Here is a 24,192-nt window from a genome sequence, read left to right on the forward strand (position 1 = left end):
TGGTAGTGTGGGGTTACCCATGTGAGAGTAAGTCATCGCCAGCTCATTATTCCTAAAAACACCCCAACCTAAACGTTGGGGTGTTTTTTTATGTGGGGAATAAAAGAAATAAAAGTTAAATATTAGGGGGAAGTAAATTTTTACCTTGATAGTATTAATGATTACTTGAACTATTTTTGCATTAATAAAATGAACTTTTTCAGAAACTTTATGTGTTTTATTTCAATTCTCTAGGTCTTTTAATGTTGCCGTGTAAAGTGGTTGTGTAATCCACCTACTTGTTCTTATCGCACTGATAATAATATCGTACATATTTATTCTTCCTAATTTTTAATTAACCCGAATCCTACTTGGGGATGATTTTTTATTTTTCTTAAGAATAAGAACTGTTTTTTAGAGTCCAAAAAGTTTCTGATTTGGTGAGAATAGTCAGAAAGTTAATGATATTTGATTTCATTATTTTAAAGGAGATTCCTTATCTGTGATTTGGGTTAATTAAGCTAACATTATTAAACATTTTTCATGCTTTTATTTACATAAAGCAGCAACTATGTTTACATATCTCCCAATAAATATTTATAACGCACTCGAATAGTTAATGAGGATTTTGGGGATTTCCATGGACAAAAAACAATTAGGTTTAAAATTATCAGCAGTTTCTTTAGCTGTTTTGTTGGCAAGCTGTGGCGGTGGTGGTAGTGAAGGTTATTATAATCAAGGTTCTAGTTCTGGCAATTCTTCTTCTACAAATCCTAGCACTGGCGAAGAAGTAAAGTCTGTTAATATTAGTACTATTCAATTAAATGATTTAAATGGAAATGTTACTCAAATAATTACATCGGAAGGTGTAACAGCAAAAGTAAAAGTTACTGATCAATCTGGTCATGGTATCAGTGGTGCATTAGTGACTTTTACCGCTACAGGTGGTGTTATTTTTGGCAGTTCTAATGGCGCTGTTTTAACCAATGCTGATGGTGAAGCTAGTATTTCTGTTACCCCAGAAAATAATAATACAAACGGTGCTTATAAAATTTCAGCTAATGCAGATTATGATGGTAAGACTGTCACGGCAAAAGAAGCACCATTTTCATTGCAATCACTTAATATTACATTAGCAAATTTAAGTGTTGCGAATACAGCGCTTGAATCTGGTGGTTCTACTAATATTACGTTAAAAACAAAGAACCAGAGTGGAGCTAATCAAAATAATGTTACTGTAAATTTCTCTGCCAGTTGCGGTACATTTGAACCAGCTACTGTTGTATCGTCTAATCAAGGTGATGTCATTACTTCTTATAAAGCAATAGCAGCAAATGGTGAGCTTTGTGAGGGGCAAGTTGTAATTACTGCGGCCACTAATGGTGCATCAACTGTGCCTGTGATTGTAAATATTGCAGCTATTAAGGCAGATTCTTTAGTATATACAACAACCTCAGCTATTGATTTGGGAATTAAAAGTAGTGGATCCGCTGCTTCAGGACAAATTGAATTTACGCTTTATGCGAATGGTACGCCTGCAAAGGATAAAGAAGTTCGTATAGAGTTGACTGATGCTCCACCAGATTTAAACTTTATTTCTTTAGGTAACCGTGATCCAAGAATCGTAAAAAGTGATTCTAATGGTAAAGTTGTTGTTAATCTATATCCTGGCAGTTTACCAGGGCCTGTAGAGATTAAAGCAACGCTTGTCTCAGCTCCGAATGTATCTGCGTTATCTAAGAATGTGAAAATTTCGACCGGTCGTGTAACTCAAAACGGTGTGAGTCTATCTGTATCTAAGCAATCATTAAGAACAGACATTGATGGTGATACCGCAGTTATCACAGCACGTTTGCGTGATCGTGTTGGGAACGCTGTGCCCACAGGTACTGTAATTAGTTTTGTATCTGAAGGTGGTAAGGTTGATCCAAATTGTGCAACAAATGTGCAGGGTATTTGTACAGTTACTTTAACGACTCAAAGTCCTCGACCATTGGATAATCGCGTAACGGTCTTAGCTTTTGTAGAGGGGGATAAGGACTATACCGATAATGATGGGAATAACTCATATTCGGCTACCGATACATTGCTCGATAATATAGGTAATTTCTTCCGTGATGATAATGAAGATAATCTGCATAATACCGGTGAGTTTATTTATCAAAAAGCATTAGGTGCATTGCAATGTGCAATTTCTAGCTTTGCACAGCCAAATATACCAGACACTTGTGATAGTGGACTAAGTACTGTTCTACGCCAACAATTGGTATTCTCATTTGCACATGATACTCCAACATTTGTTTGGAATAGCGGTTTTGAGGGGAATGGTAAAATTTCAAATGGTAATGGTAATTTTAGTTTCCAAGTCTTTGGAAATAATCAAAAAACCGTACCAATGCCTTCAGGTACGACTATTTCTGTAGCAGTAAAAGATAACACTGATTTTCAGCCAAAAGCTAAGCTTGAAGTTGACACCACGGATTCAACTAAAAAAATCTTGAAAGTTTCTGGAGCAGAACCAAATACTAGCTTAATCGTAACGATTAATAGTATTGATTATGTGGTAGCAATCGGTTCAAATGGTACGGGCAGTAGAGGTAATATTGCATCGACTGTTACGGGCACTCCTGAAGTGGAGTATAAAAACTTATCTTGTGAAGCCGAGATTCGAAGCGGGAATATAACTGTTCCGAATACAATGCCTTTATTTACTCCAGCATCATTCCAAAATGTTGAAAATGGGGTGGTTGATTATACAGTTAGACTTAAAGGATGTACTCAAGGGGATGATGTTAAAATTATTTCGAATGTACCTGCCGGTAAGACTGTTACATCATGGCTTGATATCAAATAAGATTTCTAGAAAATCCATATGATTTTTCAAACTTAGCAGAAAATTATGTCATAAAAAACAGCGCCTTGGCGCTGTTTTTTATGACATTCAATGCCTTAAATTGAAGTCCCGACACTTACGCCAACTGTAGGTCTAACATTCATAGAACTACAGCCGCTGATTGTGAACAGACATAAGAAGACAATTAAAATTTTATTCATTGAGCAAGCCTTGAGATTTAGCCTGATTAAATAATATGCTCGAGCGAGAGCCACTGCGGCAGACCATCAGGATTGGTTTGGGTAGCTCATTATAATATTTTGCAAATTCAATCACGTCTGTTTGAGAAATTTTACCGCTTAGTATAGGTTGGTAAATTACACTGACTTGTGACTGTTCTGCAATTTGGCGCAATTGAGCCACTGAAACAGTATTGCCTTGTTCCTGATCAGGACGGTTGACAATCACCGATTTAAAACCATCTTTAATCAGTTGTTGGAATTTATCTGTTGTCATTTGACCCGCAACACTGACTTGTGCATTTAAAGTTTTACTTAAAATATCATTTTGAGCAAATAAATCAGCTGAGTAGGTCAAACACAAGCAATATAAAAGCGTTGATAAAACGCGTTTAGTCATCTAATAAATCCATTTGTTTGGCAAGCTGGTATAAATTATTTGAACGGTTGCCTGTACGGCAGAACATCAAGATAGGTTTAGGAAGTTCATTAAAATGATTCGCAAATGTACGTACATCAACTTCAGTAATTTGACCAGCAACAACAGGTTGATAGACATAATCTAAACCAGCATTGCGTGCAGACTCTTCAATTTGAGCACTGGTCGGTTGTTCTGGGCCACCTTCCATATCTGGACGATTGTTAATAATCGATTTAAAACCTTTCTCAACAACTTGTGCTACGTGTTCTGGGCTAATTTGACCTGCAAAGCCGACATTTTCACTCATTTTATCACTCCATAATTCGCTAAATAGATTTATGCTTTATGATAGCATTAAGCTTAAACTCGAGTTTAAGCTGTTAAAATTTTTTATAAACGATTACAACCATAAAATAAAGCAATGGAGCGCGTATGCATTCCTATACAGTTGAACCGCTGTATGTAAAAAGTGGGCAAGAAGTGATTGCTGCAGATTTTTACCGTCCAAAAACTGAAAATAAGCCCGCTGTCATTATTATGGCACATGGTTTAGCTGCTTTACGCCAGTTTAAATTGGTTCAATATGCCAAGCGTTTTGCTCAAGCAGGTTATGCCGTGGTGCTGTTTGATTATCGTTATTGGGGGGGGAGTACAGGTCGTCCACGAGAATTGGTATCGCTGACGTCGCAATTAGAAGATTGGCGAACCATGATTGCGCATATATTAGAGCGAAAATCGATTGATACCCGACGTATCGTACTTTGGGGAACCTCGTTAAGTGGGGGCTATGCTTTGAATTTGGCTGCGGAATTGAAAAATGTTCAAGCGATCATGGTTCAAGTGCCTTTTGTTGATGGAACCGAAAGTGCCAAGCTTTATTCTTTACAGCAATTACCGAAAGCATTAAAAATATCCAGTCAGGATTATATGGGGGCGAAAGTCGGTATGTCGCCTAAAACCTTAGCTGTGGTGGATAAAACTGGCTTATGTTTTATGCCGACAGCAGACAGTTATGATGGATATTTATCGATTGTAAATCCAGATTATTTTTGGAGTGGTGAGATTCCAGCACGGGTCTTTTTCAATTTAATTCGCTATCGTCCAATTCAGGATGCTCGTAATATTAGTGTTCCTGTACTCTTTATTGCTTCGAAACAAGATAGTTTGATTCCAATTGAATCCAGTCGTGAGACGGCAACCAATATTGCACCTTTTGTGCAATATCATGAGTGGGATATGCAACATTTTGATATTTATCATGGTCAATGGTTTGAAAAAGCGATATCAACCCAATTAGAATTTTTACATCAACATATTGGAGTGAATTAAATGATTATTGTCTGTCCTTCGTGTAGTGCAAAAAACCGAGTGCCTGAAGATAAGCTAGAAGTAAATCCAAGCTGTGGTCAATGTCATCAAGCCCTTATTCCATTGGCACCGATTGAGTTAAATGAGCAAAATTTTAGTCATTTCATCGCCAATAGCGATTTGCCTGTTTTTATTGATTTATGGGCAGAATGGTGTGGCCCTTGTAAGATGATGGCACCGTATTTTGCACAAGTTGCTGCACAAAATCCGAAAGTGATCTTTGCGAAAATTAACACTGAAGAATCACCTCGACTCAGTAGTGCGTTTAATGTGCGTAGTATTCCCACCTTAGTTTTAATGAATAAAACCAGTGAAATTGCTAGAATAAGTGGTGCGTTACGATCTACAGAGCTACAACAGTGGCTAGATCAACACTTAAATGCCAAAACAGGAAGCTAATGTGTCAGATACTCATGTAAAACCAGAGGGAACGCTTTCCCTGCAAACCATTGCGATGCCAGCCGATACCAACTGGAGTGGCGATGTCTTTGGTGGGTGGATTGTTTCACAAATGGATTTGGCCGGTGCAATTCATGCAGAGCGTTTTAGTAAAGGACGTTGCGCTACGATTTCGATTAATCAAATGACTTTTTTGGTTCCTGTCAAAGTCGGCGATGTGATCAGTTGCTACACCAAAATTTTAAAAGTGGGTAATACCTCCATTCAAATGCAAATTGAAGTGTGGGATAGCCATGACAGCTCACGTGAGCCGATTCGTGTGACGGAAGGGGTATTTACTTTTGTTGCTGTTGATGTAAAAGGTGGTAAGCGTCAAATTCCAGAGGATGTAAAACAAAAATATTTAGCATCACAGTTAGCGAAGTAACTTGGCCAAATTAATTAATCCATAAAAAACCCCAATCATGATTGGGGTTTTTTATGGATTAATTTTGAGCATCACCTAACATGATTTTGAAGCCATCATTTTTTTAACTGTGATTTAGCCACCCAAGCCCAAAGCATTTCACATTGAATCGGTTCTTGATTGGTTTCATCTGTGACGACCACAGAAACGAGGGTTTCACCTTTTTCAGATGTCTGCATTAACTTCTGCTGCTCATCTGTTAATGTGGCGACTGCGGTCATTGCGCCTTTAGATGGGCGTTTAAAATCGACCTTTAAACTTTTAATTAACACAATACAAGAGTCAGGAACATTCATTCCAGTCACAAAGCCTGTTGCTGTTTCCGCAAGCAGTGCCATCGCACAAGCATGAACTTGTCCAATATGGTTTTGCATGGCACGATGGTTTTCGATTTTCACCACCACTTTTGCATGGCTCACTTCGAGGTAGCGAATATTTGCGCTCCCCACCATCGGTACAATACGACCAAACGCTTTGCTCCACAGCGTACTGCGGATTCCTTTGGGTAATTTAGCGGTTGCTTTTACCAGTTTTGATAAACGATTGGTCGCTGTCATGAAGTTCCTCGAATTTTTATTGCATCAATGCATTAATCTTTGAAATTATTAAATTGTAAAGGTACACCAAATTGCTGTTCTTTTAAGAACGCCATGGTTTGTTGCAAAGTATCGCGCTTTTTATCTGTCACACGAATTTTGTCACCTTGAATAGATGATTGCACTTTCACACCACTTTCTTTAATGGCTTTATTAATTTTTTTTGCAGTATCTGAGTCAAGGCCATCTTTAAGTTTAATCACTTGAATGACGTTTTTACCTGAAGCGGTCATTTTTTGCGGATCAAGAGCTTGAATATCAACTTTACGTTTAAAGAAGTGATTTTCCAGCATGCTATACACTTGCTCACATTGGAAATCACTTTCAGCGCTGATTTTGATTTCTTTATTTTTTTCACTTAATTCAATAGAAACATCTTGACCGCGGAAGTCAAAACGGGTCGCAATTTCTTTTTGCGTGTTTTGAACGGCATGATTTACTTCAAAAATTTCTAATTCAGAGACAATATCGAAAGAAGGCATGGTTTAGACCTTTACAAAGGGAAAGAATATCTGAGATGCTAGGGATGTTTTCTTCATTTGCCAAGTGTTGTTTACATCAAAGGAGTGCACAATGATCCGTAAACAAGAAATTACAACATTTGAGTTCCCAGAGAATGCCATTATCTGGGATGTTCGTGATACAAAAGCTTTCGCTGAAGGTCATGTTAAAGGTGCTGTAAATCAGCCCATTGATGACTTGGGTGCAGTGAGCTTAACTCAAGTGGAGTCGGATCAGCCCATTTACATTTTATGTGGTGGTGGTAGTAAAGCACCACGTGCTGCTGAAAAGTTAGAAAGCTTCGATAGCTCACGTGAGTATGTTGTATTGATGGGTGGCACTCGTGCTGCACGTGATGCAGGTTTCCCTTTAGAACAGGGCGCTTAAGAAAAAGCGCCGTAAGGCGCTTTTTTAATGGTTAAAAATTAATTCCCCGTTTTTGAAAGCGGGATTTTTTTTGCTTCTGGCAAAAAGGTGGTTAACTTGGTTTCTGATAATAGGGTTTTTTCGGTTTCACTTTTTTAATGAAGCGCTGTGGATTGAGTTTGTTAACCCAATATGAGCTTAGCGGGCAAGCTTCCGCTAAAACTTGGGCGACCAATACTTCGCTACACAGTGGTGCAAATAAGAAACCTTTAGAGCCTAAAGCGGTAAAAGTATAAATTTCAGCATCGGGCTGAATTTTCCCAAGCAGTGGAAAATAATCAGGACTTTGCGTGCGTACTGATGCACGACCTTGCCACGTTTCGATTGGGGCTAAGGATTGTGCATAATCTGGAAATACACTGTGTATAAGTGCATAGTTATGCAGATGGTCTTCGGCTAAGGCTTCTTCATCTTCTCGATCTGGATAAAAAGAAGCTCCTAAAATTAGATGTTGTTCGTCTAATTGCATGCAATAGCCACCGTAACTATAGGCCTGATCAGGTTTTAACGGATAGTTGGCATTATTCAGCCAACTGACTTGCCCACGATTGGGTTTAAGCTGCGGCAGTTGCTGCGAAAATTTTTGACTATTCATTGCCGCGCAAACCATCACATGATCAAATTCCCCCAAACATTGTTGCTTGATGTCGATGACTTGAATTTTTGATTTTTGATTTGAATCTGATAGTTTTCTTAATTCGCTGACTTCTGCATGCTGAAATTGAATTAAAGCATGTTCTAAAATTTGATCACGTAAGAGCTGTGGTGAAATTGTTCCTGCACGTAACAGTTTGAGGCTGGGATATGCTGTTTCAAGATCGCTAATATTTTCTTTTTTCGTGGCAAAGATGCCTTGTGGATATTGTGTCGCGAGCTCAAGTAAATCATCGTCAGCTTTGAGTGCCAGTTGACTGACGTGAATGGGGCGAAAAGCTTTAAATTTTTGATAATGTGGCATGGCATATTGCCATGCCAAAGTGACTAAATGCTGCGCACTGTGCTCAATTCGTCCGAGTCGGGGATTGAGCAATGCCAGCGGATTACCCGATGCGCCAGCCAGTGGCGCTGATTGATCGTAAATCGTCACTTGATGACCACGACTAGCAAAGGCATAGGCACAGCTTAAACCGGCTATTCCCGCGCCAATGATCGCAATTTCACGTTGTTGAAATGAATCTGCTGCATTGAATTGGCGTTGTGGTTGAGTTGTTGTCGTGATCAGGTCGTGATTTTCCGATTTTGCACGATTCCAAATTGCTTTAAGCATTGGATATTGATTGTTAAAAGCAGATGGGCAAGAAACCGAAATGTCATGCTCACGAAGACCTTCGATTAAACTGTCTGTAACACTGCAAGAGGCAAAGGTTGTTCCATTATTAGACAGTCTGACGATTTGACTTAAAACATTTTTTTTCCAGATATCAGGATACTGTGAAGATAAAAAACTGTTGAGAAACCATGCATCGACGGCTTTGGTTTTGACGATGACAGGTAAAACCTCATTAACATCGCCAAGCCATAAATCAATTGAAAAGCGTTCTGCTGGGAAATCAAGTCTATGACAGCCGGCGATGGGCAAAGGATATTGTTGAATCAGTTGTTGCGCTAAAGGTTGCAGCTCTGGCCAGACATTTGCAGCACGAATAAAATCAGCTTTGGTCAGTGGGTGTTTTTCTACACTGATCAAGTGCAGATGGCTGTGATTATTTGGGCGTAATTGCTGCCACATTTGCCATAAAGTTAAAGCATTTAGCCCTGTACCAAAAGCCGTTTCACCGACACAGAAATATTCAAAATCAGCTAATTTTGTTAAACGTGTGGTGAGGTCATTGCCATTGAGGAAGACATGTTGTGCTTCGAGCAAGGCATGAGCGCTAGAAAAATATGCCTGCCCAAACTGTTTGGAAACGGGCATATCAATGCCATCAACGCATTGCCAATCTAGATCAGCGGTTTGAATTGCACTCGACAAGACCTAAGCAACCTTTAAAACAAAAATAGAAAGTGATGACTTACCACTGCCGACGACGTTTGGTATACACATAGCTTGCAACCAAGAAACCCAATAGCACACCTACTGCAATGGTTGCAGCACCGTATAAAAACATTTGTGCGCTACGTTCACTTTGTAAAACTTGGACTTGTACAGCCAAGCTATCATTTTTCAGTTGTAGCTCTTGGTTTTGCGACAAGGCATCTAAATTGGCTTTTTCCAATTGTTGCAAACGTGTTGCTTGATCTTTAATTAAAGCCTTCACATTAGCATCCTGCAATGCTTTATTTTTTGCAAGTTGTTCTGCCGTTAAAGGCTTTGCTTCTTGCGGTAGACCATTGGGATTCATTGTGGCAACCGCAGGCATAATACCGGGTTTATTGGCAGGCAAAGTCTGTGATGATGGTGTTGCAGTCGTTGCTTGAACAGCAGGAGTAACAACAGGTGTCGGAGCAGGAGCGGGTTCAATTGCCCATGCCGTAGAACAAATTAAAGCTAAACCCAATAAACTTGGGACAACAACACGCATGATTTTATCCTTGAGGGAAAGCTTTATTAAAAGGTTTCACATCAATATGACTGTATACGCCTTCTTTTAAGAAAGGCTCTTCTTGCAACCATGTATCCAGTGCTTCACGCGTTTCAAAGTCAACAATAATGGTACTGCCATAAAATCCAGCTTGTGGATTGCTTGGGTCTTTTGGCATGGCACCCGCCACAATTAAACGACCTTCGTCATTTAATTTTTGTAGACGTGCAATATGTTGTGGGCGTGTAGCAAGGCGTTTTTCAACTGTACCTTCATGATCAGTACAGCTTACGACGAATAAAGGCATATTCTTTTCTCGATCAGTTGACCTAAATTATTCTTCAGGCGACTTAAAATGTTTACGCAAGACAATAAACTGAATAATGATAAAGGAAAACATCACAATCATGTCACCAAATGCGGTGAATTCACCCCAATATTTTCCACCTGCAAATAAAAAAGCGAAGAAAATATGTAAGCAAGACATCAATGCGAACATGGCTGCCCAAGCAAAGTTTAAATTTTTCCAGCCTTTTTCGGTTAAATTGAAAATGGGACCAAATAAGCGTTGAATCAGCGGTTTCTTATCTTTCATAAAATAAGGTGAAAGTAAAAATGCCGCTGCGAAGACAATATTTAATAGCGCGGCTTTCAAACGAATATAAAAATCATCGCTGAGTATTAAGGTAATACCACCAAAAACCACGGTCATAAACAACACAATCCATTGTTGTTTATCTAGACGGAATTTTTGTATCACAAAGAGGGCGCCATATACCACAAGCATAGAAATAATGAGGCCAGAGGTTGCAACCAAAATATTATTATTATCTATACCGCCTGCGGAACCAATCAATTGTAGCAGGGGATGCTCAGTATCTTTGGGATCAACGGTTTTATATAAATAAAAGAAAATAATGAGTGGCACAAAGTCTAAAAGTGCTTTCATGTTAGAGTATCTAAATCTGATCAAATAAATGACATAGTATAAGTGATGCAAGGCGTAGATTTACATACACACAGTAATATTTCTGATGGAACTTTGTCTCCAGAACAACTTGTGCATGCAGCCATTGAAAAAGGTATTCATACCCTTGCGCTGACTGACCACGACACCATGGACGGCTTAAAACAGGCTGAAGCAATCGCACAAGATTTACCCTTGCGGATCATTTCTGGTGTAGAGATTTCCAGTCAATGGTCACGTCCAGCAACGCAAAAAAGTTACGGTGTGCATATTGTTGCCTTAAATATGCAGCATCCAGAACCTTTGCTGCTTTTACTGGAACAACAAAAACAAATTCGATCCATTCGTGCCAAACAAATTTGTGACCTACTTACTCCGCTGATTGGTCAGGACATTTATGCCGATGTGATTGCCAAAGTGGATGGGATTGCAGACCGCATTACCCGAACGCATATTGCTAAAACCTTAGTGGAAAAAGGCATTGTCAGCCGCCCTCAACAGGCTTTTGATAAATATATTAAGGAAGGCAAAAAAGCCTATGTGAAATTTGATGGTTTAGGTTTAGCGGAAACTATTCAGGTCATTCATGCCAGTGCAGGATATGCTGTATTGGCACATCCCACGAAATATGACCTATCGGCCACTAATATTCGCTATTTGATTGAAATTTTTGCCCAATTTGGTGGCGATGCCGTTGAGTTGCCACCTGCAATTGAGCCTGCTTCGACCCGTCAAATGGTGGATCGAATGGTTGCTGAGCATGGCTTAAAAGTTTCTGTGGGTAGTGATTTTCATGGCGATCATATGCCGTGGATTCGCTTGGGAAATATTCCACGGCTTAAAGAAGGGCAAGTGGGAATTTGGGAGAGTTTTGTTTAGTTATTCCCTCATCCCAACCTTCTCCCTGAGCCAGATATGGCGCAAGAGAAGGAGTTTCCTCTCCTTATAGGAGATGAGAAGCACAGCTTCGCAAGGGAGAGGGAATAAATTAAAGCAAATTATGATCTTGTGCCTGAATCGGTGGCGGTGTTGGTTTGCCTAAAGTCCCGAGTAATTCAATTTCAATGGTTCGTACCATTGCATCTAAAGGTAGGTCATTACTTTGCGTACCAAAAGGCTCTTCAATTTCTGAACTTAAAGCATCTAAACCTAAAAAGGTATAAGCCAAAATACCGACCAGTAAAGGAGTGGCTAAACCCAGCGTCGAGCCTAAACTAAAGGGCAGCATAAAACAGAAAAAATAGACGGTACGATTGAGTAACACCGAATAAGCAAAGGGCAATGGGGTGGTTGCAATACGGTCACAGCCCGTTTGTACCAGACTCAGTTCAGCCACATGTTGGTTCATTTGGGTATAAATAATATCGGAAATTTCACCCTCTTTCAGCGCCTGCATTAATTCCCAGTGAATCAAACTCAAGGTGTACTGTGGGGCATTGGCTTGTTGATAAAGCTGAGTTAATGCTTGCTGACTCATACCACTGGTTTCAACCAATGCCAGTGGATTTGCGGTTTGATGTCGCAAGCGATCACGTAATACGTTTGCAAAGACAATCACATGTTGAACGATACGTTCACGCCGTCCTTGAGTCAGTATACGGCAGTCACGGTCAAAATGCCGTGCAGTGGCGATTAGCATGCCCCAAAGTTTACGTGCTTCCCACCAGCGGTCATAACAAGCGGTATTTTTAAAGCCCAGAAAAATAGATAAAACCACACCAATTAAGGTGAAGCCAACCAAGGGGAATTCTGGAAAATGAAAATAACCAATATAGGATAATCCACCAATCACAGCGGAAATGAGCATGACTACACCTAAAGGTGGTAAAACCTTGGGAAGAATCGTTCCACGCCAAGAAAATAACAGCCTAAATATACTCGGTTGGTCACGCACAATCATGTTATGAGGATCATCAAAATTTTTACTGATCTTCAATGTTACTCAGCTTTTTGTCAATATTGGTTACAATCTTATTCAGGCTGATGCAGTAGTTTATGTTCGGCAAATGAGAAAGTCCCTTCAGCTGAAATAATACAATGATCCATTAAATGGATCTCTAATAAATGACTGGCATGAATAATGCGTTGGGTTAATGCAATATCGGCATTTGAGGGTTGCGCCAGACCAAAGGGATGATTATGTGCAATGACGATGCTACTGGCATGCTGGTTGATGGCATAGCGGAATAGTTGATTAATCGAAATTTCACAGGAATTCACTGAACCATAGAACATTTTTTTAAAGCTTATTTTTCTTAAATGTGCATCTAAGCACAGTACTGCAAATACCTCTTGGCTTTCACCGAGCAATTCAAATTTCAAAAAATCCAATAACGTTTTCGAATTACTCAATTCAATTTTTTCTTGTTTTAAATGCTGTGCGATATAACGTCGTCCCAGTTCTTTGACTGCCATCAGCTGTGCATATTTAGTGGCACCAATACCGTGGAACTGGCTTAAATCCTCAAGCGTAGCATCAAAAATAGGATTTAATCCGCCATAATGTTGCAACATGATGCGTGCAAGTTGCACTGCTGAATGTTGCTTGGAACCCGAGCGTAAAAAGATGGCAAGCAATTCTGCATCAGATAGGCTGCTGGCCCCTTGTTGAATGAGACGTTCACGTGGACGTTCTTGTTCAGGCCAATGTTTAATCGATAAATTCATTGTTTTTAGACTTTTTTATTCTTAGTAAGGGTGATTAAGCCCAGTCGGTGACTTGGGTATGCCTTTATTTAATGATATTGTGAGCGCCACTGCAACAGGAAGGTAGCTTGTTTGTGAGCTTCGATTTGAGTGTAATTCCAAATAAAAATATTGTATTGGCTGTAACGGGTGGTATCGCGGCATATAAAAGTGCCATTTTAGTCCGTCGCTTAAAAGATGCAGGTTTCAATGTCCGCGTAGTGATGACACAGGGTGCACAAGCTTTTATTACACCCTTAACTTTCCAAGCCTTATCGGGAAATCCAGTGCACACTGAATTACTCAATCCCGAAGCCGAAGCGGGCATGGGGCATATTGAGCTGGCGCGTTGGGCAGATTTATTATTGGTTGCCCCTGCAAGTTGTGACACCTTGGCCAAATTTGCCACAGGTTTAGCAGATGACTTATTAAGCACACTATATCTTGCAACCAAGTCACCAGTTTGGGTCGCACCCGCCATGAATCAACAAATGTGGGCCGCTAAAGCAACACAGCGTAATTTAAATACGTTGGTTGAAGATGGTGTGCATGTGATTATGCCCGATGCAGGTTCACAAGCTTGCGGTGATGTGGGTTTAGGGCGTATGCCTGAGCCTGAAGATTTAGCTTATCAGGTCACACAGTATTTCCACCGAGCGCAGCGCGCGATTGCGGAAAAATTTGGTCTGCTGGCCGGCAAGCATGTGGTGATTACTGCGGGGCCAACGCGTGAAGCAATTGACCCCGTGCGTTATATTTCAAATCATAGTACGGGGAAAATGGGCTTTGCCTTGGCAGCTGCTTGTTATGCTGCGGGTGCGAAAGTCACACTTATTGCAGGCCCTGTCAGCTTAGATACCCCGAATGGTGTGCGCCGTCTTAATGTTTCATCTGCGGTACAAATGCTAGATTTGAGTATGCAGATGCTTGATGAAGGTTGCGATATTTTTATTGCAACAGCCGCTGTGGCAGATTATCGCGTGGCAGAAGTTGCTGAACATAAAATTAAAAAAGCAGGTGATGAACTGAATGTTTCACTCATCAAAAATCCAGATATTGTTGCAACTATTGCTGGGCAACAAAAACGTCCATTTATGGTGGGTTTTGCTGCTGAAACACGCAATGTCGAAGAATATGCCGCAGGTAAATTGGTGGCAAAGAAACTTGATATGATTGCCTGCAATGACGTATCTCGTGCTGATATTGGTTTTGCTTCTGATGAAAATGCCATGACGGTATTTTTTGCAGATGAATATCAGTTAGAAAAACGTGATTTAGAGAAAGCCTCAAAACAAGAAATTGCGCAGCAGCTGGTGGAAGCGATTCATGATGCATTGTGGCATGAAATAGAGCCCGTTTAAAAAAGTTGAGTTCATTGATTAAAATGCAACGAATTCGTTGCATTTTTTAAGTTACTTACACTATGTTTAATGCTTAAAATACAAATTTTTAGCATCATTCAACAGCCACAATAATAGCCACAGTTTTTAAATGGATCTTTACAAGGACATGATCATGATCAAAAAAACATTAGCCACCGTTGTCGTTTCTATTGCTTTGTCATTTAGTAGCTTGAGTTTTGCCGGCAAGCTTGGACAGAATATGGATACTTTAGCAAAAAACTTTCAAGTGTTTAACAAGACAGATAATCAGAACGATGCGCTGAAAGCACTGGATAATATGAAAGTGGCTGCTTTAGATGCAAAAAAAATCAAATTAAAAACCAGTGATGCAAAAGCACCAACGTCAGATGTTTTATATGATCAATTGGTGCTAGAAATTGATAAAACCAGAATGTTGGTTCAAGCAGGTAAATTAGATCAAGCCAAAGTGCAAGGCAAAAAAATTGCTGCGGTTAAGGCACAAGGACATGCGATTTATAACCAGCAATGATTTTATGCACATTCATTGTGCCGAGAATGTATGTTAAAAATCGGGCTTAAGCATCAAAATTCAAAAAAATGCCAGTCTATTCAGCAATAGACTGGCATTGCTTATGGTGAGAGTTTTGTGTCATTAATTTGCAGCTAGATCATCCTGCTTTTCTTTTAAATAGTCTTCAGTACGTTGCATGGCTTCTTGAATATTAATTAACGCGGTTTCTACATCTTTTAAGCTTTTGGCATTACCACCACTTAAAGCCTGACGCCATTTACGCGCACCAGGCAAGTTTTGGAACAAACCTAAAATATGACGGGTGATAATTGAAAGCGGTGCACCTTGTTCCATACGTTTGGCAATATACGGCATCATTTGCGCCATAATATCAAAACGATTTGGTGCATCTAAGTTCCATAGTTGGCCAATTTCTGCCAATAGATAGGGGTTGTGATAGGCTTCGCGACCAATCATCACGCCATCGACATGTTGTAAATGTTGCTGAGTTTCGGCAAAAGTTTTGACTCCACCGTTAATTTCAATGATTAAATTTGGACGATCCTGCTTTAATCGATAGACATCTTCATAACGTAAAGGGGGAACATCGCGGTTTTCTTTTGGCGATAAACCTTGTAGTAATGCAATACGCGCATGCACGATAAAATTATCACACCCTGTTTTGGCTACAGTGTCGACAAAATGCAGCATCTCTTCATAAGATTGTAGGTCATCAATACCAATACGATGTTTTACTGTGACAGGGATATCGACTGCATTGCGCATTTCGGCAATACACTCGGCAACCAAATCAGGTTCAGCCATTAAACAGGCACCAATTTTATTGTTTTGTACGCGGTCACTTGGGCAGCCCACATTGAGGTTGATTTCATCATAGCCCCAATCTTGCGCCATTTTGCTACAAGTGGCTAAGTCTTTGGGATTTGAACCGCCCAATTGCAGCACAATAGGATGTTCTTCATGGTTGTAGTCTAAATGACGTTCTGCACCGCCAAATAAAATGGCACCCGTAGTCACCATTTCGGTATACATCATAATATTTGGATTAAACAAACGGGCAAAAAAGCGATAGTCACGCGTGGTCCAATCCATCATCGGGGCTACACTGATTCGTGGAGATTGAGTGTTTTCAATGTTTTCATTAATAGTCATTAAAAATCATACCTTTAATCTTTATTTCGCAACCTGCGCGAATCTGTGTGAACCTATGTTTAGGTGGGTTAATCTGTTTGCATTTACACCCAATTTTACACCATAATCAAAAAAATAGGTTGTGGTGTAAATTATGGGGTCAATTACAGCAAGAAAAGGCGCAGATGGTAAGGTTAACTATCGTGCTGCGATTCGAATCAATCGAAAGGGCTTTCCTATTTTTTCTGACAGTAAAACTTTTCTTTCAAAAAAGATGGCTGAAAACTGGATTAAGAAACGAGAAGTCGAAATTCAAGAGAATCCTGATATTTTACTTGGCAAAGAGCAACTCATTGATCTGACTTTATCAGATGCCATAGATAAATATTTGGATGAGGTCGGGAGCGAGTATGGAAGGACGAAACGCTATTCTCTGCTCCTAATCAAGAAGCTGCCAATCGCGCGCAATATTATCACAAAAATAAAATCAGTACATTTGGCTGAGCATGTTGCTTTGAGAAAGGGAGGAGTTCCTCATCTCAAACTGGAACCTATCGCGACTAGTACGCAACAACATGAACTATTACATATCCGTGGTGTACTTTCTCATGCTGCTGTTATGTGGGAAATGGATATTGATTTAAATGGCTTTGACAAGGCTACTGCTCAGTTGAGAAAAACACGTCAAATATCATCTAGTCAAAAGAGAGATCGACTTCCTTCAAAAGATGAGTTGATTGCATTGACGAAGTATTTTACGGAACGATGGACGCTAAACCGTTATGGCTCTAAGTACCCAATGCATTTGATTATGTGGTTTGCTATTTTTTCTTGTAGGCGAGAGGCTGAGTTAACACGTTTATTTCTTCGAGACTATGATTCACATCACTCAACATGGAAAGTGCATGATCTAAAAAATCCAAATGGCTCTAAAGGTAATCATAAAATATTTGAAGTTTTAGAGCCTTGTAAAGCATTAATTGAGCGTTTAATGATTCATGAGGTACGTAGCCGCATGCTCAAGCTTGGGCATGATAGTGAATTGTTATTGCCTTTAAATCCTAAGAGTATAGGTAAAGAGTTTAGAGAGGCTTGTAAAATATTGGGTATTGATGATTTACGCTTTCATGACTTGAGGCACGATGGTTGTACTCGACTAGCAGAACAGAGCTTTACCATCCCAGAAATTCAGAAAGTAAGTCTGCATGATTCTTGGAGCAGTTTGCAGCGCTATGTGTCAGTTAAAGCGAGAAGGAATATTATACAGTTAGAAGAGGTACTAAGCCTCATCGATGAAACGTAGCAAAATCCTTAGATGCTTTTGAGTATTCAGTATCCAAAACATCAGCTAAGTCTTGAACGTGTACTAGAAATGGTGCACGTTTACTTTTATCTATTTTAAATATAGAGAATGGGAATTCTTGATTGTTTGCTTTTCTTAAAGCTTCGGCTTTGCTCAGATGAGGATAATAGTCGGAAACTATAGTCATCAGTTCTACGGTCATAGAGCGATATTTCATAAATAAGTACTCGGATGTAGAAATTTTAAAAGCAATATTCATGATTAGAATCTAACAACTATCTTGATAGATTCAGTTTAGGTCCAGGATAATAATAAAAATAGGGTAATACTTCTGTTAAAAAATATAATAGTATTATGCTATCTAAATATTTGTATTTTAATAGTTTATGAATGTAAAAAAAATATCAGATTTAGAGCTGCTTGAGCAAGATATATGGCTTAATTTTTGTTATTACTATCACTGTAATGTACTAACTAAACTTGAAAATTCACTATATACAGATCATTTTGAAAAAATCATAAAACGAATGCAGCAGAATGATTTTCCAGTTAGTGAGCAGTTAACTTCCCTTATGGAAATGATGGGAGATACTTTTCTCATACCTTTTAAGCCATGTCAGATTGCTCAGCTTTTAATGCAAATTAATATGCTAAGGCTCGAGGCGAACCGCTTATCTCCCCGGATTTTTCAAAGACAATATTCAGATATTTTAATTGCTTACGTACAGGTATTAGGTGGGTTGGAATTTATTCAAAATAATAAACTTGCCCGAAGTGCAAAGGCAATCCTTGCTGTTAAAGCTCGTTATGCAAAACATTTATATCCAAGGAGGGAAATTCTATATCGCATCTTAAGGGAGCAAGTAGCAAAGCGTGGTAAATGGGATAATTTGAATCAGGCAGTTCATTTTATTCTTAAAGATTTAGTCAAAGCCTTTGAGATTTACGATGTTCAATGGCTTAAGTCTGAACTGGTCCTTAAGCAAGAAAAGCTCAGGACGTTGGAGCAAGGGAAGAAGTTAGAGAAGGTAGCCAATATTGAGTTGGAAGATATACGAAGAATAGCAGCAACAGCTTCAAGAGCTAAAAAAATAGAAAAATTGCAGTTGGAACTTAAGAATCTGAATCAGATACTCAAGGCTAAAGACCTGTCTGAGAAGATGGAGAAATTCGGTTATAAAATGCCTTACAGTGGTGGATACATTGCTGAGACTATTATACATGAGTTGAGAAATCAGCCTGAGCTATTACAGGAAATTCTATTCTGAAAAATTATTTAATATTGCATTTATAGAAAACACATTTTGAATAAAATCATTATCCATTCAACACAGGATGTATCTAATATTTTGATACAGTACTAACCAGAAAATGAATTACAATATATTGATTAATAAACTTATAGTTATTGGTATTAAAGCCTATAATTTAGCTAAATTAGTCTACAAATTTAGTCTTTTAAAATAGTTAAAATCTAGGTATTTCAATGTCTTTAGTTTATTTCAGTGATAAGATAATAAAAAATATTTTTATAAATCTCGAGATTGACCTGGATCGGATCGGTTTTCTGAAACGAAGAGACAAGCTGGATCTGAGAATTTTACTGGAATTAATTCTGTTTATCAGATCCCTGGATAAAATCAGAGGGAAATATTTTTTAGTGACTTGGAATAAATTTTATTTTCCTGTTTATGCATATAAATTTTACCCCTTTGAATTTTTTACTTATGATTTTGGTCTGAAAGATACGCACGAAGTGATCATTTACGGTGTGAATCGTAAGGTAAATTGCTTTGAGTCGACACCTAGAGTTGAGCTGTATTACGATGTACTAGATCTACATATAAAAAATGAAAAATTAGTGAGTTTACGCGAACAATTGCGCCCCACCTTGAATGAAAAAAATAAACCCGTTGAATTTAATGTATTAGATGCAAACTTTTTCCCGTCAAAATTCAGCGAAATGTCAGTTGAAAATATTGCATATCTAAATGAGTTTTTAGAAAAGTTTAGAGGACATGAAGAATTTACAAAGAGAAAAAATGATGAAAATAAGGCAATCAAAAAATTTCATGAATATTGTGAGTATTTTAATGATGTAACGAGCGTGAGTGCTAAAAGCTTTATTTTTGTCATTGAGTTTCTTATCCATGGTCAGCAGAAATTAATTGATGATACTTTCATCAATCTAAAAAAAGACTTCATGAATTCGATAAGGGGATACAGACAGCTCGCTCAGATTTCAGGATATATGGGTTTTTGGAATTTAGCAGAGAATAATAATTTGTGCTTCAGAATTATGTTTATTGTTCCTGATATTGGCATTGAAGTAGACGAATGGATTGAGGATATCAGTTATTATTGGGAAAATATTTATTTTAATAAAATCAGAGAGAAAGTTGCTTATCAATTTACAGGAACAGATGCGATAAGATTTGAAGCAGTTCAGCTGTCAGTTGCACGGTCACATAAAAAATTGAATCCCCTATTTTTAGGGGTCGGAAAAAATAATCAAAGTATGAAAAAACTCATTTGTGAGCATGCTATTTCTTATATTGTACTGTCTGAATTTTATTACTGTCCGTTTGAGCTTCAGCTTTACCTTAAATTTATAGCGATTATTTCTGAGGAACAATCTGAGGTGGGGTCTGAGTTACGAGTTGGGGGGAAACGTATGTTCAGAGTGTTTAGAGGAAGTCAGTCTAAAAAATAGACATTGGCGTAAGTTTAGCTTCTGCAACATTCCCATATTTTGGTCGTTCTTGCTGTATGGGGCTACGGTGCAATGGATAGATCAGAATGACTTGCTTAACAGGTAAATTATATTATTAATCTTAAGCAATATATTAATAATATAAACAATATCTTATCTAGTTGAGTGAGTACAATAAGTTACTTAGTTCAATAGCCCATACTCTGTAATGGGCTATAGACAACGTATAACTTACAATGAGTTAAAAACAATCTGAATTAACCCTATAGTATGTTCCAAAGTCTATGAGCATATTCAGCTGAGCAGGATGACCCCAACATCCTGATTAGAATAAAGATCAGTAAAAAAAAATATTCCTCACTTAGATATGAACCTTATGCTTCAGTGAGAACCTAAATGTACCAAAATATTCCATTAACCAATGAATCCTTCATTCTTATTTCAATCGAAGATTTTTTAATTAGTATCACTCATGAGCAATTTATTGATGATCATGATGAGTTCAAACGAGAATTATTAGAAGCAGTAGTATTGTTTAAGCAGATTTATAGATTTGATCTTAGCTACTCTAGAATTATCAATGTTTTCAAACGAGTGATGATCCTTGTGGATTACATTATGGAAAAACTAGATTTTCATATTTATGAAGATATTCTACGGTTTGAAGTCAACCATATCTTTCATATTCAAGGCATGATTCAATATGAAATGAAAAGTGCTGTTCAAGATATTCATCAATTTAGATATCAGGAACGAAAAAATCAAATTGAATTAGAACGCTATTTGAACAAAATGCTCAAGCATTATTCAAGGCTGCTTTTTGTACGAGTAGATGTGGGAATAAATCAAGAGTATCAAGTGAATTGGGATGTTGAAGACTTTCATAGGGCTTTGGAAATACTACGGAATAGAATGTCGAACAAAGATACCTACTTTCGTCATTTACAAGGGTGTGTTTGGGCATTCGAGCAAGGAGCAAAGAAGGGCTACCACTGCCATTTATTGCTTATTTATGATGGCAATATGCGTGACGGCGATGAATGGTTAGGAGAGGAAGTAGGGAAGTACTGGCAACAATGCATTACCAATAACCACGGGAGCTATTACAACTGTAACCGAAAAGAGAATAAAGAAAAGTTTGAGGTCAATGGTTTACTTGGTATAGGAATGATTCATAGAAATCAACCAAAACAAGTGGCGAATGCTATTCGAGCAGGTATGTATTTGGTGAATCCTAACAAAGTAGATCAACGTTTACGTGCCAAAACATCTCCTAAGATGAAGACATTTGGGATTAGTCAGTATGAAGTGTGCTGGCGTAGAGGTTTGGACTATTGCTTCTAGTTTATAAAACTAGGGTTAGATATTTATGATATCTAACCCTAGGCGGTGCGGTAGATTTATATTAATTAATCAGTTGCTTACACTGTATTGATTTAAAGTGATTCATAATGTCAGAAGGAAATACCAATTCACCATTACGTGGATCTACATAGGAACTTTCCATGTTAGCTTTACAATAGTCGATCATATATTTCGCAATTTCATATTCATCATTTTCTAAAGCCAGCATAAACGGAGTGTAGCCGGAAAGAGGTAGCCTTGTTGGCTGATTAACATCTGCGCCAGCATTAAGTAGGATAAATATGATTTCTTTAAGCTGTTCTGCTGATACCTTCGGTTTCATCACTTCAAATACTTTTTCCCCAATTTGCCTACCCATAGTTGTGTTTAGGTTTTTCAAAACATCGCTTAAATTTAGTTTCCCTGCTGAATGTTGATATAGGCTGTACTGGCTTTGTTCTGGATGTAGTAAGGTTCGTTGGATCATGTCTTCAAAACTAAATGATTTTTGTATGCGATGAAGAAGTTTTAATGCGAGGTGTAATGGACTATGGTGATCAATATCTGCAAGTAGATTGACATTAGTCCCCATAGCAATAAGTTTCTTTACTAAATCAGGATCACCAAGTAGAACTGCTATATGGAGAGCACTTAAATATTTTTTAGTGGTTACTGTGTTTAATGTTTCAGGTGAAAATGCATACTCTAGTAATAGATCTAATATCTGTTTTTGCTCATCAGATAATTCAAGGATATGATCATTCAAACAAATTGTCAGAGCAGAGTCATTGCTACTACTTAATTTGTTTACATCTGCGCCAGCATCAAGTAATGCTTTAGCTGTATTTACATCTCTTAATTGAATAGCATGTAACAGTTGAGGCATTTTCACTGTTTTTTGATCATCAATTTTGATGACTTTATTTGGCTGGCTAAGATCAATTCTTATCTTGTTTTTCAAAGTTAGAAATTTATGATTTGGAAGATCATTTAAAAAAGTAAATGCTTCAGTGATGAATAAATCTTTATTAAAAATATCATATACTTGTGTTCTAAAAGTCTTCAGTTCCCAAGTCTCGAATACATTTTCTAATTTAAACTTCTGTGGTAGATTGTCAAAACTTAAATCAATTTTAGAAAATTTTAATTCATAGCGAATTGCAATATTGGCAAACTTTCTAAGCATGTTACTGTCAGGCGAGTTTTGCAAGGAACAAGCCGTCAAAGCATCGGTCAAAATCTGTTCAAGGTTACGTCCATCATAGTGAATGCAATATTCCACACAATTAATGTAGGTTTGAATTGCCTTATCCAGTTCTCCAGTGAATAAGTAATAACGTGCCATGGCCCAATAACCGCTAAATCGAAGACTTTCAAACTCTGAATATTGATCAATGATATCTATAAATAAATTGATGTTTGTTAAGCTGAACTCAAGTTGGTCAGATGGAGCTTGAATACGCTTATGTAATCGGGATAAGGTGCCTTCTGCATTGTCTTTATATTCATCTAGAATGATATTTTCTTTCGGGAGCTGTAATAAAGATGAGAAAATGAACTCATTCAATGATAAATGCATATACGCAGATTCATTTTCTGGATTCAGAGGTTGTTGAATAAACGGAGCAAATTCTTGATCTGAAATTTCCTTCTCCATCACATCACTTTTATAACAACTATCTAGAGCTCGAGCGATTAATAATATTGATAGTACATCCGCTTGTTTAGTGAAATGTACATGATTTCTAGTAATGAGGTCTAAACTTTGAGGATCAGGTAACTCCTCTAAATTTCCCCAAACTCGGAATCGGTCTTGTAGTTCTTTATTAAGTTTTTTTGAGTCAAAACTTTGTTTTAGTAATTCACGCAAGAAATGAGATTTTTGCTTTTTAGGTATTAGACCAAGTGAAACTAAATGCTGTTTTAGAATCGGAATGAATTTTACTGAGAGCATAAGATTCAAAAAGTCATTTGTAGTCTTCTGATGAAAGTCACCATTCAAGCTAAAAAATAATTGAAAATTGTAAAATTCTCGCATTGTATTTTTGAATGCATGGATCATTTTACTTTGAGTTTTTGATGAAAAATATTTTGTATCAAAAAGGGCTTTGATAAAAGATTCTTCAAAATAATGTGGATAATGAATATTATCAATATATTCATCTATTTGCTTTGCAAGGCCAGTGTGATTCTTTAAGCCAAAATGATTTGCTATTTCTCTGAGTAGAACAGCACCTGTAGGGAAGTGTAAAATTGTAGTTTGCATGTTAGATTCTTTTTAAATAACGATTTACGTCATGTTTGAATTGCTGAAAACTTCTAAAATCACTTGGAGTAGATGGAATGGCTAACTTTCTATTGTTGATCATTAAAAAGTTATGCTTTTTCCCTTTAGACAAGTAA

25 protein-coding genes are annotated in these 24,192 nt (G+C 37.9%); 12 read left to right on the forward strand and 13 right to left on the reverse strand.

Annotated elements, in window-relative coordinates:
- The first annotated feature begins 619 nt into the window (after window positions 1-619).
- Complete coding sequence (locus BLV99_RS09470) at window positions 620-2,833, forward strand: Ig-like domain-containing protein (RefSeq protein WP_092690001.1); 2,214 nt, start codon at window positions 620-622, stop codon at window positions 2,831-2,833.
- A 192-nt stretch (window positions 2,834-3,025) separates the two neighbouring features.
- Here the strand turns inward: BLV99_RS09470 and BLV99_RS09475 are convergent, their stop codons facing one another.
- Both BLV99_RS09475 and BLV99_RS09480 read right to left on the reverse strand, forming a co-directional pair.
- Window positions 3,026-3,451 carry a protein tyrosine phosphatase family protein gene (locus tag BLV99_RS09475; protein ID WP_092690005.1) on the reverse strand — a complete coding sequence of 142 codons (426 nt, stop codon included), beginning with the start codon at window positions 3,449-3,451 and terminating at the stop codon, window positions 3,026-3,028.
- Window positions 3,444-3,779, reverse strand: coding sequence for a protein tyrosine phosphatase family protein (locus BLV99_RS09480; RefSeq protein WP_092690007.1), 336 nt, complete (start codon window positions 3,777-3,779; stop codon window positions 3,444-3,446). Before BLV99_RS09480 ends, BLV99_RS09475 begins: the two co-directional genes overlap by 8 nt.
- Window positions 3,780-3,904: 125 nt before the next feature.
- Between BLV99_RS09480 and BLV99_RS09485 the strand changes: the two genes are divergently transcribed.
- From BLV99_RS09485 to BLV99_RS09495, 3 genes are read left to right on the forward strand one after another with little or no spacing between them, the layout of a single operon-like run.
- A complete protein-coding gene (locus tag BLV99_RS09485; protein WP_086166226.1) occupies window positions 3,905-4,801 on the forward strand; it encodes an alpha/beta hydrolase in 897 nt (298 codons plus the stop codon).
- A complete protein-coding gene (gene trxC, locus BLV99_RS09490; protein ID WP_092690010.1) occupies window positions 4,802-5,239 on the forward strand; it encodes a thioredoxin TrxC in 438 nt (145 codons plus the stop codon).
- A 55-nt stretch (window positions 5,240-5,294) separates the two neighbouring features.
- The gene (locus BLV99_RS09495) at window positions 5,295-5,666 is read left to right on the forward strand and encodes an acyl-CoA thioesterase (RefSeq protein WP_425283549.1); all 372 of its coding nucleotides are present in this window, start codon (window positions 5,295-5,297) and stop codon (window positions 5,664-5,666) included.
- Between the two features lie 95 nt (window positions 5,667-5,761).
- Here the strand turns inward: BLV99_RS09495 and BLV99_RS09500 are convergent, their stop codons facing one another.
- Together BLV99_RS09500 and BLV99_RS09505 are read right to left on the reverse strand one after the other, a co-directional pair.
- Window positions 5,762-6,262, reverse strand: coding sequence for a DUF4442 domain-containing protein (locus BLV99_RS09500; protein WP_092690013.1), 501 nt, complete (start codon window positions 6,260-6,262; stop codon window positions 5,762-5,764).
- A 32-nt stretch (window positions 6,263-6,294) separates the two neighbouring features.
- Window positions 6,295-6,783, reverse strand: a complete 489-nt coding sequence (locus BLV99_RS09505; protein WP_004650293.1) for a YajQ family cyclic di-GMP-binding protein — start codon at window positions 6,781-6,783, stop codon at window positions 6,295-6,297.
- Window positions 6,784-6,874: 91 nt separating this feature from the next.
- On the opposite strand from BLV99_RS09505, the gene BLV99_RS09510 reads away from it, so the two are divergent.
- The gene (locus BLV99_RS09510) at window positions 6,875-7,189 is read left to right on the forward strand and encodes a rhodanese-like domain-containing protein (protein WP_074947394.1); all 315 of its coding nucleotides are present in this window, start codon (window positions 6,875-6,877) and stop codon (window positions 7,187-7,189) included.
- A 91-nt stretch (window positions 7,190-7,280) separates the two neighbouring features.
- Here the strand turns inward: BLV99_RS09510 and mnmC1 are convergent, their stop codons facing one another.
- From mnmC1 to BLV99_RS09530, 4 genes are read right to left on the reverse strand one after another with little or no spacing between them, the layout of a single operon-like run.
- Window positions 7,281-9,200: an FAD-dependent 5-carboxymethylaminomethyl-2-thiouridine(34) oxidoreductase MnmC1 gene (gene mnmC1, locus BLV99_RS09515; protein ID WP_092690016.1), complete on the reverse strand. Its 1,920-nt coding sequence runs from the start codon at window positions 9,198-9,200 to the stop codon at window positions 7,281-7,283.
- A gap of 40 nt (window positions 9,201-9,240) precedes the next feature.
- A complete protein-coding gene (locus tag BLV99_RS09520) occupies window positions 9,241-9,750 on the reverse strand; it encodes an SH3 domain-containing protein (RefSeq protein ID WP_092690019.1) in 510 nt (169 codons plus the stop codon).
- Between the two features lie 4 nt (window positions 9,751-9,754).
- The gene (locus BLV99_RS09525) at window positions 9,755-10,057 is read right to left on the reverse strand and encodes a YciI family protein (RefSeq protein ID WP_074947397.1); all 303 of its coding nucleotides are present in this window, start codon (window positions 10,055-10,057) and stop codon (window positions 9,755-9,757) included.
- A gap of 27 nt (window positions 10,058-10,084) precedes the next feature.
- Window positions 10,085-10,699, reverse strand: coding sequence for an inner membrane-spanning protein YciB (locus BLV99_RS09530; RefSeq protein ID WP_004650287.1), 615 nt, complete (start codon window positions 10,697-10,699; stop codon window positions 10,085-10,087).
- Window positions 10,700-10,744: 45 nt separating this feature from the next.
- Here BLV99_RS09530 and BLV99_RS09535 point away from each other — a divergent pair, with 45 nt between their 5' ends.
- Window positions 10,745-11,596 (forward strand): PHP domain-containing protein, encoded by an 852-nt coding sequence (locus tag BLV99_RS09535; protein ID WP_092690022.1) that lies wholly within the window; start codon window positions 10,745-10,747, stop codon window positions 11,594-11,596.
- A 109-nt stretch (window positions 11,597-11,705) separates the two neighbouring features.
- Here BLV99_RS09535 and BLV99_RS09540 read toward each other — a convergent pair whose 3' ends face one another.
- Window positions 11,706-12,560, reverse strand: coding sequence for a bestrophin family protein (locus tag BLV99_RS09540; protein ID WP_244516301.1), 855 nt, complete (start codon window positions 12,558-12,560; stop codon window positions 11,706-11,708).
- Window positions 12,561-12,688: 128 nt separating this feature from the next.
- Complete coding sequence (radC, locus tag BLV99_RS09545) at window positions 12,689-13,384, reverse strand: RadC family protein (protein ID WP_086185827.1); 696 nt, start codon at window positions 13,382-13,384, stop codon at window positions 12,689-12,691.
- A gap of 113 nt (window positions 13,385-13,497) precedes the next feature.
- Between radC and coaBC the strand changes: the two genes are divergently transcribed.
- Entirely contained in the window at window positions 13,498-14,763 is a 1,266-nt protein-coding gene (coaBC, locus tag BLV99_RS09550; RefSeq protein ID WP_092690239.1) for a bifunctional phosphopantothenoylcysteine decarboxylase/phosphopantothenate--cysteine ligase CoaBC, read from the forward strand.
- A gap of 154 nt (window positions 14,764-14,917) precedes the next feature.
- Window positions 14,918-15,295 (forward strand): cytochrome b562, encoded by a 378-nt coding sequence (locus BLV99_RS09555; protein WP_086185828.1) that lies wholly within the window; start codon window positions 14,918-14,920, stop codon window positions 15,293-15,295.
- A 123-nt stretch (window positions 15,296-15,418) separates the two neighbouring features.
- Here BLV99_RS09555 and dusA read toward each other — a convergent pair whose 3' ends face one another.
- A complete protein-coding gene (gene dusA / locus BLV99_RS09560) occupies window positions 15,419-16,450 on the reverse strand; it encodes a tRNA dihydrouridine(20/20a) synthase DusA (protein ID WP_092690028.1) in 1,032 nt (343 codons plus the stop codon).
- A gap of 133 nt (window positions 16,451-16,583) precedes the next feature.
- On the opposite strand from dusA, the gene BLV99_RS09565 reads away from it, so the two are divergent.
- Window positions 16,584-17,732: a site-specific integrase gene (locus BLV99_RS09565; protein ID WP_092690031.1), complete on the forward strand. Its 1,149-nt coding sequence runs from the start codon at window positions 16,584-16,586 to the stop codon at window positions 17,730-17,732.
- Here BLV99_RS09565 and BLV99_RS09570 read toward each other — a convergent pair.
- The gene (locus tag BLV99_RS09570) at window positions 17,716-17,991 is read right to left on the reverse strand and encodes a pyocin activator PrtN family protein (protein ID WP_092690034.1); all 276 of its coding nucleotides are present in this window, start codon (window positions 17,989-17,991) and stop codon (window positions 17,716-17,718) included. The two genes, BLV99_RS09565 and BLV99_RS09570, sit on opposite strands and share 17 nt — an antisense overlap.
- A 127-nt stretch (window positions 17,992-18,118) precedes the next feature.
- Here BLV99_RS09570 and BLV99_RS09575 point away from each other — a divergent pair, with 127 nt between their 5' ends.
- The 3 genes from BLV99_RS09575 to BLV99_RS09585 all read left to right on the forward strand — a co-directional run bounded on the left by BLV99_RS09575 (window position 18,119) and on the right by BLV99_RS09585 (window position 21,789).
- A complete protein-coding gene (locus BLV99_RS09575) occupies window positions 18,119-19,000 on the forward strand; it encodes a hypothetical protein (protein ID WP_092690037.1) in 882 nt (293 codons plus the stop codon).
- 218 nt (window positions 19,001-19,218) lie between these two features.
- Window positions 19,219-20,445, forward strand: a complete 1,227-nt coding sequence (locus BLV99_RS09580; protein WP_092690039.1) for a hypothetical protein — start codon at window positions 19,219-19,221, stop codon at window positions 20,443-20,445.
- A gap of 396 nt (window positions 20,446-20,841) precedes the next feature.
- Window positions 20,842-21,789 carry a YagK/YfjJ domain-containing protein gene (locus tag BLV99_RS09585; RefSeq protein WP_092690042.1) on the forward strand — a complete coding sequence of 316 codons (948 nt, stop codon included), beginning with the start codon at window positions 20,842-20,844 and terminating at the stop codon, window positions 21,787-21,789.
- Between the two features lie 61 nt (window positions 21,790-21,850).
- On the opposite strand, the gene BLV99_RS09590 is transcribed toward BLV99_RS09585, so the two are convergent.
- The gene (locus BLV99_RS09590; protein WP_092690045.1) at window positions 21,851-24,055 is read right to left on the reverse strand and encodes an ankyrin repeat domain-containing protein; all 2,205 of its coding nucleotides are present in this window, start codon (window positions 24,053-24,055) and stop codon (window positions 21,851-21,853) included.
- Window positions 24,056-24,192: the final 137 nt, after the last annotated feature.

Source organism: Acinetobacter kyonggiensis (assembly GCF_900107285.1).
In the GTDB taxonomy this organism is placed as follows: domain Bacteria; phylum Pseudomonadota; class Gammaproteobacteria; order Pseudomonadales; family Moraxellaceae; genus Acinetobacter; species Acinetobacter kyonggiensis.

Excerpts from the sequence above, each read along its gene's own strand:
- BLV99_RS09470 (WP_092690001.1), top strand. The coding sequence starts at position 620 with ATGGACAAAAAACAATTAGGTTTAAAATTATCAGCAGTTTCTTTAGCT.
- BLV99_RS09475 (WP_092690005.1), bottom strand. The coding sequence starts at position 3,451 with ATGACTAAACGCGTTTTATCAACGCTTTTATATTGCTTGTGTTTGACC.
- BLV99_RS09480 (WP_092690007.1), bottom strand. The coding sequence starts at position 3,779 with ATGAGTGAAAATGTCGGCTTTGCAGGTCAAATTAGCCCAGAACACGTA.
- BLV99_RS09485 (WP_086166226.1), top strand. The coding sequence starts at position 3,905 with ATGCATTCCTATACAGTTGAACCGCTGTATGTAAAAAGTGGGCAAGAA.
- trxC (WP_092690010.1), top strand. The coding sequence starts at position 4,802 with ATGATTATTGTCTGTCCTTCGTGTAGTGCAAAAAACCGAGTGCCTGAA.
- BLV99_RS09495 (WP_425283549.1), top strand. The coding sequence starts at position 5,295 with ATGCCAGCCGATACCAACTGGAGTGGCGATGTCTTTGGTGGGTGGATT.
- BLV99_RS09500 (WP_092690013.1), bottom strand. The coding sequence starts at position 6,262 with ATGACAGCGACCAATCGTTTATCAAAACTGGTAAAAGCAACCGCTAAA.
- BLV99_RS09505 (WP_004650293.1), bottom strand. The coding sequence starts at position 6,783 with ATGCCTTCTTTCGATATTGTCTCTGAATTAGAAATTTTTGAAGTAAAT.
- BLV99_RS09510 (WP_074947394.1), top strand. The coding sequence starts at position 6,875 with ATGATCCGTAAACAAGAAATTACAACATTTGAGTTCCCAGAGAATGCC.
- BLV99_RS09520 (WP_092690019.1), bottom strand. The coding sequence starts at position 9,750 with ATGCGTGTTGTTGTCCCAAGTTTATTGGGTTTAGCTTTAATTTGTTCT.
- BLV99_RS09525 (WP_074947397.1), bottom strand. The coding sequence starts at position 10,057 with ATGCCTTTATTCGTCGTAAGCTGTACTGATCATGAAGGTACAGTTGAA.
- BLV99_RS09530 (WP_004650287.1), bottom strand. The coding sequence starts at position 10,699 with ATGAAAGCACTTTTAGACTTTGTGCCACTCATTATTTTCTTTTATTTA.
- BLV99_RS09535 (WP_092690022.1), top strand. The coding sequence starts at position 10,745 with ATGCAAGGCGTAGATTTACATACACACAGTAATATTTCTGATGGAACT.
- radC (WP_086185827.1), bottom strand. The coding sequence starts at position 13,384 with ATGAATTTATCGATTAAACATTGGCCTGAACAAGAACGTCCACGTGAA.
- BLV99_RS09555 (WP_086185828.1), top strand. The coding sequence starts at position 14,918 with ATGATCAAAAAAACATTAGCCACCGTTGTCGTTTCTATTGCTTTGTCA.
- dusA (WP_092690028.1), bottom strand. The coding sequence starts at position 16,450 with ATGACTATTAATGAAAACATTGAAAACACTCAATCTCCACGAATCAGT.
- BLV99_RS09565 (WP_092690031.1), top strand. The coding sequence starts at position 16,584 with ATGGGGTCAATTACAGCAAGAAAAGGCGCAGATGGTAAGGTTAACTAT.
- BLV99_RS09570 (WP_092690034.1), bottom strand. The coding sequence starts at position 17,991 with ATGAATATTGCTTTTAAAATTTCTACATCCGAGTACTTATTTATGAAA.
- BLV99_RS09575 (WP_092690037.1), top strand. The coding sequence starts at position 18,119 with ATGAATGTAAAAAAAATATCAGATTTAGAGCTGCTTGAGCAAGATATA.
- BLV99_RS09580 (WP_092690039.1), top strand. The coding sequence starts at position 19,219 with ATGTCTTTAGTTTATTTCAGTGATAAGATAATAAAAAATATTTTTATA.
- BLV99_RS09585 (WP_092690042.1), top strand. The coding sequence starts at position 20,842 with ATGTACCAAAATATTCCATTAACCAATGAATCCTTCATTCTTATTTCA.
- BLV99_RS09590 (WP_092690045.1), bottom strand. The coding sequence starts at position 24,055 with ATGCAAACTACAATTTTACACTTCCCTACAGGTGCTGTTCTACTCAGA.